This is a genomic window from Legionella qingyii (assembly GCF_003184185.1).
Window position 1 is genome coordinate 211,837 of sequence record NZ_QHJG01000001.1, and the last position, 19,764, is coordinate 231,600.

Sequence of the window (19,764 nt, forward strand, 5' to 3'; positions counted from 1 at the left end):
TATGAGTGTATTATTATTTCCAGGCCAAGGTTCACAATACAAAGGAATGGGAAAGGAGTTATTTAAATTGTTTCCTGATCTGGTTGCTGAGGCGAATCAGCTCCTCGGTTATGACATTGAGCGCGCTGTATTTGGTGAGGAAATGAACCAAACGCAATACACTCAGCCGCTTATTTATTGTGTTTCAATTATGGATTGGCTTGAGAGAAAGGCTCATTTAAAGGTGGATATGGTATTGGGACATAGTTTAGGTGAGTATGCGGCACTGTATGCGGCTGGCGTTTTTGATTTTGCTACTGGCTTGAACATCGTTAAACGACGCGCAGAATTGATGAGTGAAGCGAAAGAGGGGGCTATGGCAGCAATTTTGGGAATAAATGCGGCTAAAATTGAGGCGATTATCGAAGAAAACCGGCTGCCCTTGGTGATTGCTAATTATAATTCTCCAATGCAAACAGTAATTTCAGGGACAAAGGAATCGATTGCTGCCAGTTCGCAGTTATTCACTGAAGGGCGTTTTATTCCTTTAAAGGTTAGCGGAGCATTTCATTCACCCTTGATGCATACGGCGGCTGAAACCTTTTATTCCTATCTCAAGCAATTTCAGTTGCATCAACCGCGATATCCTATCCTATTAAATGCAACTGCACGGGCCCATGTTGATTGTTTGACAGCGATGCCCAAGCTACTCAGCCAACAGTTAGTGAGCCCTGTATTTTGGCATCAAAGCATAGAATATTGTTTGGCTTTAGGCTATTTGGACTTTGTTGAGCTTGGGCCAGGCCAGGTGTTAACTTCATTGTTGGATGCGATTCTTGACGATCCAGTAATAACACGTACCGTCAACTGATTCCATGGGCTCCGTAATTTGATGCTGTTTACGATACTCATCCACAGCTCTTTGACATTCAGTAAAGCCACCATAATCATCAATAATGCAAATACCATTTTGCGATAGCTTTGGGTATAAGGCATTAAGTACGTCCAATGTTGATTGATAAAAATCAGCGTCAATCCGCAAAAGGGCAATATGTTCGATTTGCTGTTGCATTTGCGGCAAGGTATCTTGAAACCAGCCGGGCATTAATTTTATGGAGTCATCATTTAGATCATATCGTTTGAATGCTTCTAGAAGATCATGATGAGAGGTTGAAATTAAGGACTCTTTTTTAATGTAGGTTAATGAATTGGCGAGAGCAAAAATTTTACTTAAAGTTGCTTCGTCGTACATTTCATAAGGAAAAGCTTCCATCACAGAATTTGCTAAACGCTGTCGCGCCTTTTGAGGCAATAGCTTCCTGATTTTTAATAAAATTTTGAGGCGAATTAATTTGGAATAGGAAGTCACTAGCGTGCTTGATTCGGGAAATAAATCAGCCCCCCAAACCTTTCTGGGTATTGAATCGGGATTACCATAAACATTCAGACAGGCTTTTAAATACAATAAAGCACCGCCACGCCAGCAGCCAGCTTCAACAATATCACCAACAACATGGTTATTCGTTATATGTTTAATTGATTGCTCTATATTATCCAATCGTTTAGGACCAATGAGCGTTCTAACTTGGCCATTTGTCATAAATGATTTAAAGGCTTTGGCGGAAGCAATATTAAAATGCCAGTGGTCTGGCTGAGAAGTGTCTAAAGAACCAGTAAGTGATTTTTTAATTACAGTGAGGTATTTTTCAGCGATTTTATAATTCATTGTGTATTTTAAAATAAATAAGCCAACAGATTAAAGTACGGATTAAGAATGAAGCGATTCATTTAATATTCCACCAAGTGCATGGAATTTATTATACAGATTAACTCATTGTTTTGTATCAATTAATATACATATGGTTCGAAAAAAATTGATTTGGGGCTATTGAATTACTCAAGAGAATAAGTAAAAAAATGCTGTGCGTTTTCCTAACAATTCAATTTAATTTAGATTTCAAAATTCACTTTTTAATCTTCATGAGCCTATTATCATCAAGCATTATGATGCTCAATGAGTGTTAGATTGCAGTATATAAACAGGTTAGGAGCAACTTGAATCCGAAATCACCAGTGAATTTTAGTTTTTTGGGGGAGCGAAATACCTGATGTAGCCTTAATTTTAAAAAAATGTTTAATCTAGAAAGTTCAATACTTTATAAGTTTTTATTTTTAGGGCTTTCTGAAAAGTCGGGGACAACAATGTTTTCGTCATTGCAGGCTGCTTCCATCCTGGCGTTTAGTTCCTTTTTCCAATCTGTTGGATTATCGCCATGGATGCCAAAAACTTTTCTCAACCCTTCATCTTTACATATTTCATTAGCTAAATTTATAGCTGAGGTGGTTGATGTAGAATAAGAATAGAGAATATTGGTTCTTGTTTTACATACAGTTTTTAGTAAGAAATTAATTGCCTCTTCCAATTTTTGTTCATCACCTTTCATATAATGAACGCTTATTTTCATTAAATTCTGTTTAATATAACTCTCTTTACTCCCTTTATATTTCTCTTTTTCCTTATTTACCAAGTCCTGTTGAACAGGAACAGGATTGAGTTCCGGATTTTTCTGCAACATCGTGCGCATTTTATCTTCTGATAGACTTGCATAGGGATTTTCTGGAGGATTACTTGTCAATACTTTTTGTTCAACCGCGGACAGACTCGCTACAGGTGCATGGACAAATTGATCCTTTTGTTTCGCATAAGCCTCCATCATTTTTTCCCATCCTCGCTGATATCGTTCTTCAAATTGAGGATCCAAACTCATTTGTTGTTGGTAAAACTGATGAAAATTAGGTGGACTGGCAACTTCATCTTTACTCGGCGGTGATACCTGATAACCAGGTATCAGATTCAGTGCATACTGTGCAGGTCCAAGGACCTCATGCAAACTATGAAGTCCTCCGCTTACCATATAGGCAGACACAGCGGATAAGTAATTTTGCTTTGCTTCAACGGTTGTAAAATTCCCATAGTTTTCCATAATGCCCATAAATAAACTGGTCATACCTGATGGTCCTGCTGCATAGACCGCATCATTCTCAATCAAGTCTCGAGTAAATGGAGAGTCTAGATTTGCCTCTTGATATTTTACGTCAGGTGTCCAACTGGAACGATCGACGTCCAAACCTTCCTGATTCTGCCCTAGCCGCATTAGCCCCATTTGACTCGAAAATGTCGTTGGCAGACTTCCTTGCCGTCCTCTTGTTGGATCCGCAGTGAATAATTTGGAACCATACATTTGTTTATCAGAAATAAATTTCAATTTCTCATTATCAAATTCATTAAAAAATGCCTGGGGATTATCTCTATATTCTCCATCATTATATTCTTTAACTAATTCAAGCATTCTTCCTGTAGGTTCATTTTTATTCGGAGGTAGAATCGATTCAGGTAGTTGTCGCATCCACTTTTGAGCAAAAAGAAATTGGATGAACATGATTTGATTTAATTCATTAGGATCATTTCTTTGTAAAATTTGTCTCACTTGCTCAATTTTAATTGATTCTGGCTGCGAGCCAAAACCTGTCTGCTCTTTCCCACTTGTTAAATTTTCTGCAAACTCTTCCAGTATATCCTTATAGTTAAGCTGTTCCATTTGCTTAAAAACGTTTATTAAGGCTTGAGATACATGACCAACGGACTCCATCATCTTATCTGTCGGGCTCTTGAGTAAGGCGATTTGCATTTCTGATTCAAAACGTCTTGCCAATGGATTGTCATATTTTTCTTGGAGTGTTTGTTGATAGGCGCTATTTTGAATGGCTGAAGCAATATCGCGAAGCAGGGTTTGTTGTCCCTCATCTTCAAGTTGTGATGCGAGAGAAGTTAAAATAGTTACAGCCTTCCCAGGATTCTGTTCATGGTTTTCAATTAGAATCTTCATCTCTTTAATTGCTTGTTGGAGCTTTTCATCGTTTGAGGTTTTTGCAAGTTCCATTAGGTTGTGCAAAGCATAAAAGTAGGCTTCGGTTTTTGATTTAAAGGGGGATTTTTCAACTTTGATGTCATGTGTAATAGCATGTAATGCATCTTTTGCCTGCTGGATATTGAGCCGTTGATCTGCATCATGATGAGTTAAACCTTGAATCAGCGCTTTAATTTTTTGACCTTTGGGTGATTGAAATACATCCCCATCAAAGTTCAGAAAATCAGGATGATCTTTTGCTTCTACGGGAACTTCATTAATATCCGTGCCAGTTATATAACAATACAAGCTTAGCCCCATGAGATAGGAATGTTCTTTCTCTGCAGAAAACAATTCTCCAGTTTGATCCCCATGTTCAAATTGTGGGGAACGAAATCCCGATGAATATTGCAAAAAGCCTTCTTTTTGTATTTTGCGGGGATTCACAAGTCCATTTTCAGAATTTAAGAACGATTTTGTATCAGCGATAAGAACTTGATCGAATTCAGTCACTAAAAAATTTGTGGGCTTTGCATCCGGGAAAAAACCATTGTTTGCTTGAAAATTTAAAAAAATATCAGCCATTTGGCTATAAATATTGACTGCATTTAAAACCTGAGTTTCTCTTAACTGAGTAAGAATTTGTCGTTTCTCATCAGCTGAAATTTCATCATATTCTGTGAACTCATCACATAATTTTTGTAGTTCTATCTGGTCAGATTCTTCAACGGTACCTGCAATATCTTTTTCAATAAGTGCAATTTTTGCTTGTACTTTCATGCCATGAGATAATACATCGCCTTTTGCACAAAACTCAGTAAGTTCAAGACTGTATATATAATCACCAGATCGCTTCTGGATCGCTTGCTGAGATGCATATACTTCTGCAAGACTGTCCCTTACTGCAGTTTGTTTAAGGCGCTCATAGGTTTTTCTGTAATTTCCTTTGTTGGGGGTAATTTTTAAAACTTGCCGCAGGCCAGTTTCATTATCAGTAAGTAAATAATTTTGGGCATTTCCACCACCTAAAAATTTTATTTGATATTTTTCTAATCCAGGAAGTATGGCGTCAAATTCTTGATGAAATGTATCCGCATCAAATTTTTTGGGAAATGAGAGAATCTTTACAATTTTTTGTGCTGTCTCATAACTTAAATTGTCGATGTTTTGTGCCAAATTTGCGTCTTGGGGAGGGTAAACTTTAGAACGTAATCGAGGATTATTTTCTACTATATTCGATAACCGGTTGTTTACCCTCGCAATGAGGTCATTTAATGTTGTTCTATCTGCGGTAGAAATGGTTTCTGAGGCAATCAATTCGCGAATCGATTGTTTTAAAATGGAAAGTTGATAATAATTTTCCTCCGTATTTTCATCAATAACTCTCAGATCGATTTCTTTCAATAAACGAGTAGTTTTTACAATGGTTGTTGATGTTTTTGTACCAAAAACTTGCGCTAAAAAATCTGGCTGGTTTTCCTTCTCAAATAATACTGCGGAAGGGATTCTTTCGTTCTTTTTACAATTTTCTATGTCCCATTGATTAATTTGCTTTGCACTAAAACCAGGACAACCTAAAAGTGCCAGCTCATCCCGAATTTCTTTGAATATCTCTTGATAGAATTTAGTATAAGGGAAGCTTGAAGAAACTATTACAACAGCTAACTCTCCTCCCACATTCGCATCGATTTTGAGTAATTGTTGGCGCACCTGTAATAATGCTTCAGCCTTCTGGGCATGGGGAGCTACGTTATATATATCAATTAAACGATTTAATTTTTCTATATCGCTATTAATATCATCTATAAAAGTCTCATCCTCATATTCTTTTTTAAACAACTGGACTTTCTTTATCATAGGGCACCTACTCAGTATTAATTAGGCGAGTGTATTCATTGCAGAACGAGTAAATTTGCTATCAAGATAATCTTGTAATGATTTACCCATTTTATCTGTTTGCTCTGATTTGGCACCGGCCTCAATTAGGACATGCGCTAATATCTCAACTATCTGAAGGTTTGGATCATCAGGCTCTGTCTCTTGTAACAAGTTCATTAGTCCTGTTCGCCCATATTTATCTTGTTGATTTACATTGATCCCTTCAACATTAGAAACGAGCCACGTAACTAACTCAGTATTTAACGACATCAATGCATAATGAAGAACATCTCTGCCATATTGATCCTGCAATGCTGGATTTGCACCTTTTTCAATGAGTCGCTTTACCTTCTCAGTATGTCCTTGTTCTGCTGCTAACATTAAAGGGGTCTTTAAATTAAGATCTTGATAATCGAGATAAGGAACTCTCGCAAAATGTTCGAGCATAGAGTCTTGGCTATACATCGCGGCGTAATGTATAGGCAAGCGGCCATTTTTATCAGGTATAGCTAATAATGCTTCTTCTTTAATCAGAACTTCTATACATCCGCTTTGGTTATTTAAAATTGCTGAATGGAGCGGTGTATGAGAAGATGAGTTTTTCATCTTCAGGAGGTTTGGATAGTCAAGCAAGTCTTCAAGGACGGTAGAAAATCCATTTTCTGCGGCCACATGGGCTAGTGTATTATCACTATCATCAGTTGCAATGATATTTCTTGAGTTATTAACCAAGAGGTCATAAAAAATGGCATACTTTCTTTCCATGAGAGAAGGCCTATCTTTAGCTGAGGTTGATGGTGGCATGGTCAGAGCTAAATGAGCTGGAGATTGTTGCAGTCGAGTCAGTGAGTTAGACTTCGCGCCGTGCTCAAGTAAAACTGTTGCTGCAAAATGATGGCCATAAAGTGCAGCAAGATGTAAGGGCGATAATTGGCCACTTGTAGCAAGATTAACTGCCTTCCTATCTTTTTCTAAAATCGTATTCAGGTAAAGATCATATCCTTTCTTACTGGCGTATTGTATTGCATTCATACCTCCTAAATGATCAAATTTCTCAGAACACTTGTCGACTGAAATGTCAGCGACTGTATCAAGAAAATGCGAAATTTCTTGCTTTAGAAGAGTTAATTTTTTATCAGCTGTAGTAGAGTTTTCATAAAGAGGTTGTTTACTAACATTCTGTAAATACCATAGCTCTAATTTGCTTATGTCCCGCGGATTAGGCTTTTTAGGATTTAAGGATAAAGATGTAAGTAATGCTTCCCATTTTGACACATTATTCTCCAAATTAATTTTAAATCAAATCGTTATTATTTAAAGTCATTATAAAATCGTTGGTGTTGATTTTATTTCCCTGGTGTAATCAACCGCTTTTTTATAAGTATAATACAATCCCAAGTACATTGTTTGTTTATTAAACAATGGCCATGCTTTTATTATTGTGGGCATTATTAAAAAAATAATCTAATCCATGTCAGATGGCAGATTAGAGAAGAAATCCTGTTGTTCTTGACGCAGTACTTTATTTAGGAACAACAAAAAAATAAAGGGGTTAATTTTTCTAAAAAGGTTGCTTCTTTGGGTTCTGGGTAATCTTGAATGGGTATAAGCTCAGGATATGTTTCAAACATCCAGCTAATTGTAGCATCCCACGCACGATTAATATTTCTTGATATTACTTTATCGTGTCGAAATAATTTAAAGAAATCGTTATAGTTTCCTGCATGCGGTCCATCGGCTTGATAAAGGCGTAGTAAGCCTAAGCGCTCATGAATAACAGCGAGTGTTTCATGAATACTATGTAACCCTCCGCCTACAATAAATGACATAATTGCGAAGATATAATGGTAATGCTCTTCCATGCTTTTAAATTGTCCCATAAATAACATACTGGCACTTAACAATGAGGTCATCCCAGAGGGACCGGCAACATAGGGAATGCCACGATGAATAAGAGATTGCGTATACTTTGATTCAAGATCTGCTTCCTGGCAAATACAGTCAGGGTTCCATGTAGTTTCAAATAATGGGAATTTTTTTCGATCTTCTGAGGCGACACAAATACCTAATCTTTGGGAAATATAAAATTTAAATTCACCTCTGCCCCTGTCGTGGTATAAAGGGTATGAGGAATAATTCCAGAAAAAAGAGCCAATATCTGCCTTTTTATTTTCTAAAATAAATTGTCTCAAACTTCCTTCATATCCAAATTTTTTGATGTGATTTTGAGATTCTAAGGGTAGTTCAAAATGACAATAAACATCTCGCATAAACATAAAATGAATTAACATGATTCTGGGAAAATTTCGTTGCTTTTTAAGCGTTTCAATAATTTCTTTTAGATCTGGAGTCTTTGAGTAGCGTCCGAAAGCCAAAGCAAGTTTGGGGTTCTGTGGTTCTATTGGATCTGGACCTAGATTTTCAAGAAAAGCGTCGAAGATTTGTTCATTATAGTTTGATTCTATAAATTGAATTATATTGTTACTTACTTTACCGATGCAATCCCATGTTGCTTTGCTGGGATTTTGCAACATTATTGTTGCGATGTTGGATTCAAAAATACGAGCTATTCGGCATTCAATGTCCTCAGTACTGATTTTTGTTTTCTTAAAGTAATTTTGAAAATTAGCATCTTTTGTTATTTCAATTACATGATTAATAAAAAATTTAAGTGGTTCTGAAATATTCGAGTGTTGCTTTAAATGGTGTTTTAAAGTGAAGGCCAGGGTTTTAAAAGATTGCTCATGATTATGAAATAAACATTTTAGCTCCGGGATTATTGAGCGGATAAATAGCTTATCTTGCGGTACTTCTGTTTCATAAAGGGAAAGCTTTGTTATTAGCAAGGCATGTACATTAAGTTGTTCTTTGCCGGGTAGTTGGCGCACTTCTTGAAAAAAATGTCGCATAAATTTCAAAATGTGAGTGGAATTCCAAAAATGATATCACATACTACTTCTGTAACAGATTCATCGATCAACAAAATACACCAAACTCAACTATACTAACTGCGAGATGTACTTTTAATGACCATAATTAGGAATGTAACTCTAGGAGTGACAAATGCTAGCAAAAAATATGCAAAAGATTTTAATGATCGTCATTATGAGTGGTTTTGTATCCAGCTCTTTTGCTGCGTGGGGATATCATAAAAGTTATACAGCATGTTATGGAGGGACTTGCCATCATACGAGCGTAAATAAAGGTTGTGTTAACGGTAATTGCGGTAAAGTTCGAACTGGCACGACCTGGCACAGATAATAGGAGCAAGTTCTATTTTACTTTGAATGAGCCGGGCTTATTTTATAAAACGTGCTGTTGGCATTATATCTTTAATCCATTTCGTTACCCGGCTCACCCGAGGAAACCAGGAATAGTCCCCATACGCTTCATCAATTTCGAGTTGAAATCCTAAACATTCAGCCAAATAGTTCAATGCTGTTGCATCAGATACGGTCTCTTTTGCCCATCGGTCCTGAGACATGCGAATCTGAGGTTCAAATGCATATTGCAATTGTTCATCACACATCCAGGCTTGTCCGAACCCGTGCATAATCTTCGGCAGTGGTACTTAAACTATTCGCTGCACATGGCGTTCTCCAAAGCTGCTCTGGTTCATATGTAATGGTTTGAACACATAGTTCCTAGTAAGTATTTCAAGATTTGCCTTATGCCCTCGTCTTGCGATTTCTTCGAGTATTTTGGGTTGGAATGACCCAATCCCGCTTGGCATGATCGGGTGTCAACGAATATGATTACTAAGAACGGTACTTAGGTTGCATTAATAATTTTTATAGCAAAGGCACTGGCAGGATATTCCGTTTTCTTGCGCAAATCTTCCAAACTGGTGAAGAAATTAAATGTCCAATTGCAATCTTGATAAGCCGTTGTATGGCGTCCTGATGTTGTGCCGGCATCTCGTTCAAGGAATCCTTTTTCAGATTCAGAATCTGCAATATTAACTAATGCATGAATAGGATTGGATGCATCCTTCTTGACCAGACAAACTCCTTGATTTAAACCGATATCTTCAAAAGAGCAATCGACGATTTTATATTTCTTTTTGCTCGTTAAGGCACGAACAAGTAATTGAATATCTGCAACTTGTGTACTCACCTTAATTGTAAAAACAGCTTTTCCCTTATTATAGGTAATCCTGATATTATTCTTGTTTAAAGTATTATCATATTCTTGAATGAGACTTAAAATCGCTTTTTTTTCATCTCGAACATTCATTTTTTTAGCACTACAGGATAATTGGATGAGGTACATTACATTCTGTTTTGATTTTGGTTCAGATTCTGATTTGAAGTTCGCAACTTGATCCTGCATGGCGACTACATGTTCTGTCGAAGCCAAACAAGAAACGGGCAGGGCAGGGGCCTTAGAGGTTCTTGAAATGAGATAGTGATCTTTATCTATCTTTTGTTTTTTTACCATGGCGGTATTTACTTCAACGTTGCTTCCATGAAACATATAGGACGAATAACCTGATTCACGGGATGTACTTGGAGGAGTGATGGAATGCCGCTCCATAAATTTATCGATTTTTCTTTGTTCTTCTTCATCTTCCACGCAAACAATTTTTTTGCCAACTTCTTTATAATAGTGCTTTTCACGCTCACTGGATGGAAATTGTCTTTTCATGGCCACTCTTGGTAAAAACGAATCAAAAAGAATAATAATAAAACATTATTATATTGGAATAAAATTAAGAAATAATTAAAAGAGGTGATTTTTTAAACAATATTATGTTCGTTTTTTGGACTGAACCCAGGCTACATTGATTCAAACTATTAGCCTGGGGGAATGCGAAGCCGTAACCAGGATTCATTGCAAGATTACGAGGCTGTTTTGCATTATAGTTCAAGACAGTTGATGTTTTGCTCTTGAGAGAGGAGATAATTGTGTTCAAATTTCTCTATGGCTTGCAGCGTTTCTGTTTCTAATACCTTAGCCGTTCTAATAATTTCCTGTTTTATATCTATTAATGATGTGATGTTTGTCTCTTTTCCAATGTTTAAAAGATGTGATGAGATGCGATTTAATTCACTTATTGGTGTGTGTAAGCTAATTCCCAAAATGTGTTTTTTAAGTTCACGATATTCATCATTTATTGCTCTAATCTCTTGTAATAAATGAACATATAGTTCAAAAAATTTAAGCTTCAACATACTGTGTTTGAGGAGCAACATATGGGCCTGATAAGTTTCTGGTGCGAAAAGATGCATTGCTTCTAATGTATTAGGTGTTACTGCAAATAAACCGTTATAAGTGCATCGGAATAAAAGTGCCATATTGCAGTTGAGTTCTTTAAAAACTGCCTGATATACCGCATCAATTGCGCCACAAAATGCGGGATCATCAGAATTTAAAGAGATCATTTCATCTTTAAATAAAGTTTGAAATTGAGTATGGGCTTGTAAATTGGGTATCGATTTTGGAAAAAATGCAACATCACTTAACGGACATAGTTCAAGTGTCATGCCGTCACATTTAAGTTTTTTTTCGAGTTCGGGATAATTGGCGACATTTCTTCCATGGGCAAATCGGTCAAGATATTTTTTTGCAATTTCCAGGGTATGTTCTTGTGCCTCTGGCTCGATATGGGCGGTGATAAAATACCAAGGATTACCCTCTCGCCGTCTATACTGATTGACTTCATCAAAAAAATTTAAAAAATTCTCTAGGGGGTACCCATCTTCCGCGCCTGCAAGGCCTATGGTTGTTACCATCGGATTGGGATATTGTCGAATATTATCCCATATGTTCTGAAATTCTTTTGGATCGATGTGTCGCTCTTGATAATAGCGTAATCTTAATGTGGTCACATCACCAAATTCTTTGAGCCCTCGCATGAGGCCACGATTATAGGCTAGGTTAAATTCAACAAAAGAGATATGTTCTTTACATTGAACCCAGGAGATCCCTGGCAAAGCGAAAATGACATGATGCTCATAACAATATTTATAAAATGCATAAGTGATATCTTCGATATCTTGTGGTGTTTTTAAAAGATTCGAAATACGTCGAAAGTCTTTGATAAATTGATCCAGATCATCCGAACCAGTAAATTTCCATTGCTGGTTTTTTTCATCGACCAAGTCATATGGAAAAGGGATATTATTACGCTCTGCTATAATTTTAGCTAATTCAATATCAATCAAAAAGCCAGCTTCAGCGTGAACATGTAAATCTGTTTTAGGCATTTTTTGAATAAGCAAAGTATTTATATCAACATCTTCATCACATAAAGCCTGTAAATAGTGTAAGTCTTCCGAACTAAGAGATGGGAGTGACATTGAAAAGTCAGAGCTGGCTTCCTTAAAAAATCGTTCTTGCATGTAACCCTCTTTATAATATGATTCGACCTGCTTCGCAGGATATGCTCCCACAGTAACTTATTATTTTCAAATAAAAAAATATGTTCATTATTGCTTCATGCAAGCAGGCTTATTGAGCGACTAGATGGCTATACCGATGTCTTATTTCATAATCAAGTGATTCGGTTTCCCATTACTAATGAGCAATGTTTCTCAATGGTGTTCTTGACAAGGTCATTATGAATCACAATAATCTCGATTGATTTTTTGATGCTCACTTTTGCTGCACGGATTGCCGCCCTAACTAGGAAAAAATATGAAAAATAAAATAGTTATGTTGGCTCTAACTTCCTTATCTCTTACGCATTCGCTCGATACCTATGCTGCTGATTACAGTTTGAATGGCTTGTCACTAAGTACTTCCGTAGGAATTCTTTCTGGAAAGGCTCACGAATATGTTTATTATCCCCAATCAAATACTAAGCTAAGCCAGCTCGATTGGCGCATAAAAAATGCTGCAATAATAAACGGGGAATTAAATTATGAATTCCTCGCCTGGCTTAGCATTAATGGAAGAGGTTGGACAACTGTTGCAAAAAGCAAGGCAGCCATGGATGATTATGATTGGTTCAATCCAAATCAAGAATCTTGGACTCATTGGTCACACCATGAAAATACACATCTTAATTATGCCAATGAGTTTGATTTGAGTTTAAGAGCTTGGCTGATGCAAAAGCAGAATTATCAACTCGGTTTGGCTGCGGGTTATCAATGGGATTCTTTTAGCTGGCGGGCGACTGGCGGCTGTTATCAATACAACAATGGTAGCGATATCGGTTGTTTTCCTAGCACTCAAGTTGGAATTGGCTATCAACAAAAATTTAGAGCCCCTTATATTGGTTTAGCTGGAAAATATTTCATCCATAATTTTGAGTTTAATGCCCTTTTAAAATTTAGTAATTGGGTTTCAGCACAAGATCATGATGAGCATTATGCCCGCAACATAACGTTCGAAGAATATGGAGATAACTTTAGATATTATGCTGCAACACTAAACTCCGGCTATTTTTTAACACCCAATGCGAAAGTTTTTGTTGAAGCATCCTACAATCATTATTCGAATGGGCGCGCCGATACTGAAATAATCGATAATGACACCGGCGAAAATGGCTATGAACGTGATGCCGCTGGTTTATCCAATAAAAACTATACCGTCGCACTCGGTCTGCAGTATCTGTTTTAGAATAAGCAAGCAAGGTGGATTGGGTTATTTTGACTCAATCTACGTTCCTGCATACCGTGGCTGCTCAAACTGTTCTTTGGCTTGCAACATTTAAGATCATCAAAAATGATAATTAAGACCGAAGCGAATAACTTGCGCTGGATTAGTCCATGTATATTTTATTTGGAATGGAGGATTGGGAATAATTGGATCTGCAATCTCGGATGTTGAGCCAAGATCATAATATAAATACTCTAATTTCATTGACCAATTTTGCTTGAGAACCCATTCAGCCCCTCCACCAACTGTCCACCCGGCTCGTGTTAAAGTTTTAGAAAAAGGATATTGTTCATCACCATATCCACCAGGAATAAAATTAACATTCGCTTGTTCTTTTACAGAACCGTAGGCCAATCCCCCGGTCCCATATAGTAATATCTGGGCAGTGGGTGAAAAACCGAGGCGTCCACGTAAGGTGCCAAACCATGTCGATTTATGTTGGGTTGATAGCGCATTATTAAATACTTCTAAATGCTCCACCGCATTTCCTACTGCATTTTCTGTGGATGAGCCTTTTAATGAGTTCCAGTTTATATCGGTTTCTAAACCAAGATACACTTGTGGGTAGGCACTTAATTGCAAGTTATACCCTACTTGTCCTCCTACGGTTCCACCTGACATGGATACCGACATAGATGCTGGTTGAATAGTACCATTCCCGGGTTGGAGTTGGGTTGGCTCAGGAAGAGGTACCACTTTTGTATGGGCATTTGACCAGGAATAACCTCCGTTTATCCCCATATAAAAACCAGACCAGTTCGTAGGGGATAATTCCTTAATGCCAGATGTTCCTGCGATAGAAACCGAAGTAACACAGAGCAGGCTCAGCAGACTTAATGTTGGAAATTTTGGTACGTCGAATGAACCACGCTCCATGTTACTTATAATCATTGAATATCCTTTTCATAATTAGATTAATTCAGTTTTTGACAAACTTATCTAAAAATAATGGCTCTAATCAAAATATGCAATAGCAATTGCCAACCATAGGGAACTCCCTAAGGTTAAATGTTCATAAAAATCAAATGGGGTTAAATTGGAAGTCAAACTGCTTTGAAAAGAACCGAACACGGATTTATCCGCTGAGGCTCAAGCAAGTACTTTCTTGTTTGTTTAGTTAAATTTATTTACTATTTAGTGGCTCCAAGTTATCTCAAATGACTGAGATATGTATGGGAATTAATTTTTTAAGTCCCAATTATTAAGGATGATGATGAACAAGAAATTATTAGTTTTATTCGCAACCGGACTTTTTCTTAGCGGTTTTGCTTACTCCGAAGAAGATTTTGGGTATACGTTAAATGAATCGACAGAACAGGAAGAAAATGGCGTTTATCTATCGGATGAACAAAAACTTTTAGCCAAGGTAAATCAGGTTTATGCGAATTACAGTCAATTGCATCCAAATTGCGGCTATCAACCTAAACCTTCTATTCATTCCTATCCTCAACAAATGCATACGCTCACCAATCCTTATATACATGGTGCTAATGAGCTCAATGCGATTAATTTTAAAATTAGAAACTTTGTGCTCGATAGTCCTGTTCGTGATAACAATGATCCCTTTTGTGGTAAATTAAGCATAAAATGCGCCTCATTGGTGACCATTGTAAACTCCGCAAATTTTTATTGTGAACGGATTCACAATGGGGCAAGTTCGGATCCAGTTTTGTTAGCAGATCCAAGATACAACAATTATCTAGCCTACCAGACGATATATAACCTCTCTGTCATGCCTAGGGCCAAAAAGAATTTTGGCTTATTGAAACAGTTTTATAATTTAGACGCATTTCCACCCTATTCCAGCTCACAAATTCCCAATCCCAGTTACGAGTACAATGCTGTAGTATATTCCACATTCACATATCCTGCCCCAACAAATCCGCCGACTCCAAATTACTCCAATGGGAATTATGGTTTCTTGTTCCTTGGTTCAGCAGAAAATTTAGTATCAGTTTGCAAAACCATTCAATACCAAAATTTGTCACGAGAAAATGCTGCAGTTCGATTTAGTCAGTATTTTGGTATACCACCTGATTCACCGGATTCAGTAAGAACATTTACTTTTTTTAAGTTAAGAAATAATCCTCATATACCTGGTAAAAGGGATGGCAATATGTTTCGGCCATGCCCTGCTGATGGCAATATTGAGACAACTTCCTGCTCCGCTTCGGCTCTAGTGATTCCCCATAATTGCAATAATCCTCCACCCCCTTATGATGGCACAACGGTCAGCTCATTTTTGGCAAACCAGTTTTATTCTGCTTATTGTAATACGGTCCCAAATAGAAACTCAGGTATGCCAATCTATTTTCCATGGACAGGGCAAGGTTTTACCTATGATTGGTATCCATGGCATATAAGTTTAAAAAATGTTCAAGGATCTTCAGAGTATGTTCCGGCTACTAATAGTGGTAGCGCTAATATAGAAGTAGTAAATAATAAATCAATAGAGGACTTTTTATTAACATGTGATTTCAGCTAAGAATAACTATCGTTCTTATTATTGGATTGGCTGAAAATCAAATAGCCTATCTGATTTATAGTGCAAGGGATTACTCATAAAATGGTCGTGCCCAATCATCCTCGTGACACGTTATGGCCACTTTTGCTCGATGTGATAAAGAATCATCGAGCGATTGAGTATAATAGTGTTCTTTAAATAGATTATCAGATGTCATAATCGCTTCATCTTTCATCAAGATGGATTTAGCGTGTTGAGGATTTAATTGGAAAAAATATTCCATAAATTCTGGATGGAGCGCAACGAGTTCCTGAAGGGGTTTATTAAATGGATTATCGATCCCACTGTATTTATCATAAAACTGAAGGTAGATGCTAACATATTCCTGAAGCGCCAATTTTTCTTTATTATCGTCCAGTTTCTGTGTGTATTTATTTCTTAAAAGTGAGACAAGCTGACAGTAGATAGCATTGAAGGCGTGTATCACTTCTTGATTATCGCTAGAAATAGCTAAATAAAAAGGATTATTCACTACCTTATTTATTTTTAATTGTTATTTTTTTTATGCTGCAATAGGGCACAGCTAAGGCCACATGTTCTGCTTCTCGCTCCATCCGACCGGGGAGGTTGAGATTATTTTTACGATATGTTGCATGAATATCTACAGCAAAATTACTAAAAAGAGTGGGGAAACCAAAAATGACGGACTGTAATTATCAACACCTCGATACAAATCAGAGGTTGCTGGTGATGTTTTTATAACATTAGAAAACTGAATACTAGAAGGTGATTTTTCTTTCTCACTCTGGAAAAATTGGGGATATTTACTGTACATTAGGAATGACTTTATGATTAGGGTTTTGCGCAAAACAATAACATGCTTTCTTGTATTTGAGCAATCCAGGGCCTGCTTGATCTCTCAAAATACAAGATATACCAAACATGGCTTTCCCCAAGATTTCCAACTTGTGGCCAAGAGAATGAATGAATTCAAACCGGCTATTTCGCAGTCAGATCCTGGTTTGATTGGTTTGGCATTTCTTCAAAAATTTTATGTACTAAATAATTCATTTGTGCTGATTCGGCTTTCTTCCTAAACAGCATATTAACAAAATCTGCTGCTTCAGTCGGCCAATGGTTTTCAGAGTTTGGTTCATTATTATTTTCTTCATTGATAAGGTCATTATTTTCTTTTAAAAAGGCATTTACGGCGTCTTCATCGTACGCTACAAGGGCTCCAGAACGAATACTTGAAAAGCCTCCTTTGGGAATTACCTTGTATTCCTTTTTATCTGCGATATGTACGTATAGATTTTTAGTAGGGTTAAAGGCATACAATTCTTCAGGAGTAGGATTAGGAATAACAAAAAACTTTACTCCCCTTTTTTTCAATAACTGAGTTACCTGAAATAGTTCAAATCCGGAACCACGGATAAGCTCTAATGGCAAATAACCCAAAGATTTTGTTTGTCCTACTTGCGCTAAATCACTCATTTTGGGATGTGAAAAAAAATCATGGGTAGGTTGTGTGGGCGCAAACAGGGGCTTATCATTACTGACAGGTTGTTCATCGGGAGACTTAATGACTGTTGCATCAGAAGAAGTTGATTTATTTTGGTTCCCGGCGCTTATCTTTTTAAAAAGTTCCTTAAGTGATTTCATGATGATTAAATAAAGTCGAGTTTGCATAAATTATATGCAATATATCGGGATTCATCAAAGCAAGTAACCGGTAGGTTGAATCATTTAGAGCCAAAAACTTGTAGTGAAGTTATATTTTTTGAATTTAGCTATGTGTATAGAAGATTGATTATCCTTTCAGATTTTTGTTGGAATTACTCTATACTCTTAGATAAGTAAAATAGGAGGTCATAAAATATGGAATATGGACGACCTGAATCTGAAGCAATTGATGATGCTACCTTAAAAACTCTAAATTCATTATTAGAGCTGGAGATGGCGGGTGTTGTACGTTATACCCATTACTCCCTTATGGTCTTTGGCTATAATCGTATCCCTATTTGTAAATGGATGCGTGAGCAGGCTCAAGAAAGCTTAAACCATGCTCATTTAATCGGTGAGCTTATTACCCATTTTTCGCACCATCCCTCACTTAAAATTGGCAAATTATTAGAAACCCATGAACATAACATTGGGAATATTTTAGAAGAGGCTCTTGAGCATGAAAAGCAAGGTTTGCATTTGTATTATCAATTATTACAACATGCAGAAAGAAAATCGGTGTTAGTCGAAGAGTTTGCAAGAAAAATGATTCAGGAAGAAGAAATGCATATTGGCGAAATACAAAAAATGTTGATTCCTCCTGGGATATTGAAAACTTAGAATGTTTATCGAGATTAAGCGGTTCTTTTTATACTCCATCAAGTAGTGACCCAACTGTGTAACGTTGGGCCTAAAGAATCAACCTATCTTGTTCCAAGCAGATGGCTACGAAATGACTAACTTATGGAGGTGATGACTCATCGCGAGGGAGGGGGCGAAAGGTCTTGTTGTTCTTCCAACGCTAGAGCTAATTTCTTTTGATGAGCCCTTCTAAAGAACGATTGCAATGTACATGCATGGCGATAGATGCTCTTGGCTTCAAAATGACTAGGGTTTCCTTCTTGATCCATCTGCAAAAGATACCCTTTTTCTTTAGCTTCCTGTGCTTTCATAAACGATACAATACATTTATTAGTCAATTCAGAAAGTTCAAATACCGCAGCATTATGCCAAGGAGTACCTCCTTCAGGGTGATCTTCATGTAGCCATAAGCCAATTTTATCAGAAGCTACTGTTTTAGGGTGACATGATATGCGTAATGCGTCAGGTTCAATTATTGAGAGATATTCGCTAAGTGCGGCACTCATGCGAGCTACGCCACGAGCAATAATTTCAGCTTCTTTCTTAATTTTTGATCCTGACTTTTCCGGGTAACCCATCTTTAGTTCTGTTGTAAAAAACTGAATTTGCCCTCTGTATAAATTGATGCTATTTCTATCTTCATCATTTTGAGGTGTTTTTAGCCGTTGTCTGAAATGTTCTTCAGTTTCTGCATATTGGTTTAAGTCAACTTGCCCCGCTAAGTTGATAATTTTGATGTTCTTTAAATCGTTTTTTTCTATCATACCCTGTAATTTTGTGAGATAGTTTTCACGCTTTTCTTTTGAGTGAATATCGGGAAATACATCTGCAAATGCAAATCCATCCGTATAAATAACAACTTCAGCTCCAGGACCATAAACTGATTCTATTTTTTTACAGAGATTATTTAAGTGTTCTAAAGATAGGAGCTCAGCCATATCAGGAGAATCACTAAGAGTCTTTCCACGAACAGGAGCTTTTTCTGGAAACGCAGGGGCTACAATTCGTATTTTTTCTCCTTTGGTGACCATGCTATCAATTTTCTTGATTACTTTATCTGAAAACTCAGCGACACTATGATCGATTTTTTCATCTTCAGGAATTCTTCTATGTTCTGAAAGTAGATTCAAAATTTTATTTGTAATAAGAAGATACGGCATAAATACTCCAATCAAATTTTAAAACTTTCAATTCAATCCGCTGATTTTTAGGTTGATAAAAGAACAATAAATAACAACATAAAACAATAAGATTAAAATCGGATCGAGAATGTTACATTGTAAACATTAAGAAAACATTAAGAGCTATTGGGTTGGTTTGGGGGCAGTTTGTTCTTATATGAAATGAATTGATTAGCATTGTTTTCTGATTAAAGATGACGGCAACACAACCGAGATTTATGCTGGGGCGTATAGATAATTTGCCTAGCTTAATCCGAAACCATCTCTTCAGCATTAGTCTGTCGTATATTTGGTTTTATCCAAGACATTAAAGTCCTTTATTCATTGCTGGTTTTTAGGGGAGTTTATGAGCAACAAGATTTATCCTACACTTAAATAATCTATA

At 36.8% G+C, this 19,764-nt stretch carries 16 protein-coding genes; 4 read left to right on the forward strand and 12 right to left on the reverse strand.

Features of this window, described 5'->3' with window-relative positions; genetic code table 11:
• Position 1 precedes the first annotated feature (1 nt).
• The gene (fabD, locus tag DGG96_RS00735; protein WP_110141104.1) at positions 2-850 is read left to right on the forward strand and encodes an ACP S-malonyltransferase; all 849 of its coding nucleotides are present in this window, start codon (positions 2-4) and stop codon (positions 848-850) included.
• Here fabD and DGG96_RS00740 read toward each other — a convergent pair.
• The 7 genes from DGG96_RS00740 to DGG96_RS00775 form a co-directional block, all read right to left on the reverse strand.
• Positions 797-1,705 carry a TylF/MycF/NovP-related O-methyltransferase gene (locus tag DGG96_RS00740; RefSeq protein ID WP_110141105.1) on the reverse strand — a complete coding sequence of 303 codons (909 nt, stop codon included), beginning with the start codon at positions 1,703-1,705 and terminating at the stop codon, positions 797-799. The two genes, fabD and DGG96_RS00740, sit on opposite strands and share 54 nt — an antisense overlap.
• A 430-nt stretch (positions 1,706-2,135) precedes the next feature.
• Positions 2,136-5,744 (reverse strand): hypothetical protein, encoded by a 3,609-nt coding sequence (locus DGG96_RS00745; RefSeq protein ID WP_110141106.1) that lies wholly within the window; start codon positions 5,742-5,744, stop codon positions 2,136-2,138.
• 21 nt (positions 5,745-5,765) lie between these two features.
• Positions 5,766-7,040 carry an ankyrin repeat domain-containing protein gene (locus DGG96_RS00750; RefSeq protein WP_110141107.1) on the reverse strand — a complete coding sequence of 425 codons (1,275 nt, stop codon included), beginning with the start codon at positions 7,038-7,040 and terminating at the stop codon, positions 5,766-5,768.
• 251 nt (positions 7,041-7,291) lie between these two features.
• Positions 7,292-8,674 carry a hypothetical protein gene (locus DGG96_RS00755; protein WP_110141108.1) on the reverse strand — a complete coding sequence of 461 codons (1,383 nt, stop codon included), beginning with the start codon at positions 8,672-8,674 and terminating at the stop codon, positions 7,292-7,294.
• Positions 8,675-9,063: 389 nt separating this feature from the next.
• On the reverse strand, positions 9,064-9,318 hold the full coding sequence (locus DGG96_RS00765) for a hypothetical protein (RefSeq protein ID WP_126955284.1): 255 nt from the start codon (positions 9,316-9,318) through the stop codon (positions 9,064-9,066).
• 218 nt (positions 9,319-9,536) lie between these two features.
• Positions 9,537-10,412: a hypothetical protein gene (locus DGG96_RS00770; protein WP_110141111.1), complete on the reverse strand. Its 876-nt coding sequence runs from the start codon at positions 10,410-10,412 to the stop codon at positions 9,537-9,539.
• Positions 10,413-10,624: 212 nt separating this feature from the next.
• Positions 10,625-12,109 (reverse strand): amidohydrolase family protein, encoded by a 1,485-nt coding sequence (locus DGG96_RS00775; RefSeq protein ID WP_110141112.1) that lies wholly within the window; start codon positions 12,107-12,109, stop codon positions 10,625-10,627.
• A gap of 295 nt (positions 12,110-12,404) precedes the next feature.
• Here DGG96_RS00775 and DGG96_RS00780 point away from each other — a divergent pair, with 295 nt between their 5' ends.
• Positions 12,405-13,331 (forward strand): omptin family outer membrane protease, encoded by a 927-nt coding sequence (locus DGG96_RS00780; RefSeq protein WP_110141113.1) that lies wholly within the window; start codon positions 12,405-12,407, stop codon positions 13,329-13,331.
• Between the two features lie 99 nt (positions 13,332-13,430).
• Here DGG96_RS00780 and DGG96_RS00785 read toward each other — a convergent pair whose 3' ends face one another.
• Positions 13,431-14,261, reverse strand: coding sequence for an outer membrane protein (locus DGG96_RS00785; RefSeq protein WP_110141114.1), 831 nt, complete (start codon positions 14,259-14,261; stop codon positions 13,431-13,433).
• 322 nt (positions 14,262-14,583) lie between these two features.
• On the opposite strand from DGG96_RS00785, the gene DGG96_RS00790 reads away from it, so the two are divergent.
• Positions 14,584-15,855 carry a hypothetical protein gene (locus tag DGG96_RS00790; RefSeq protein WP_110141115.1) on the forward strand — a complete coding sequence of 424 codons (1,272 nt, stop codon included), beginning with the start codon at positions 14,584-14,586 and terminating at the stop codon, positions 15,853-15,855.
• 70 nt (positions 15,856-15,925) lie between these two features.
• On the opposite strand, the gene DGG96_RS21135 is transcribed toward DGG96_RS00790, so the two are convergent.
• From DGG96_RS21135 to DGG96_RS00800, 3 genes are all read right to left on the reverse strand, one after another.
• Positions 15,926-16,366 carry a hypothetical protein gene (locus DGG96_RS21135; protein WP_233590469.1) on the reverse strand — a complete coding sequence of 147 codons (441 nt, stop codon included), beginning with the start codon at positions 16,364-16,366 and terminating at the stop codon, positions 15,926-15,928.
• Between the two features lie 4 nt (positions 16,367-16,370).
• A complete protein-coding gene (locus DGG96_RS21490; RefSeq protein ID WP_476737562.1) occupies positions 16,371-16,535 on the reverse strand; it encodes a hypothetical protein in 165 nt (54 codons plus the stop codon).
• A gap of 298 nt (positions 16,536-16,833) precedes the next feature.
• The gene (locus DGG96_RS00800) at positions 16,834-17,523 is read right to left on the reverse strand and encodes a hypothetical protein (protein WP_233590468.1); all 690 of its coding nucleotides are present in this window, start codon (positions 17,521-17,523) and stop codon (positions 16,834-16,836) included.
• Between the two features lie 189 nt (positions 17,524-17,712).
• On the opposite strand from DGG96_RS00800, the gene DGG96_RS00805 reads away from it, so the two are divergent.
• Entirely contained in the window at positions 17,713-18,177 is a 465-nt protein-coding gene (locus tag DGG96_RS00805) for a ferritin-like domain-containing protein (RefSeq protein ID WP_110141116.1), read from the forward strand.
• Positions 18,178-18,314: 137 nt separating this feature from the next.
• Here the strand turns inward: DGG96_RS00805 and DGG96_RS00810 are convergent, their stop codons facing one another.
• Positions 18,315-19,358: an L-tyrosine/L-tryptophan isonitrile synthase family protein gene (locus DGG96_RS00810; protein ID WP_110141117.1), complete on the reverse strand. Its 1,044-nt coding sequence runs from the start codon at positions 19,356-19,358 to the stop codon at positions 18,315-18,317.
• Between the last annotated feature and the right edge of the window lie 406 nt (positions 19,359-19,764).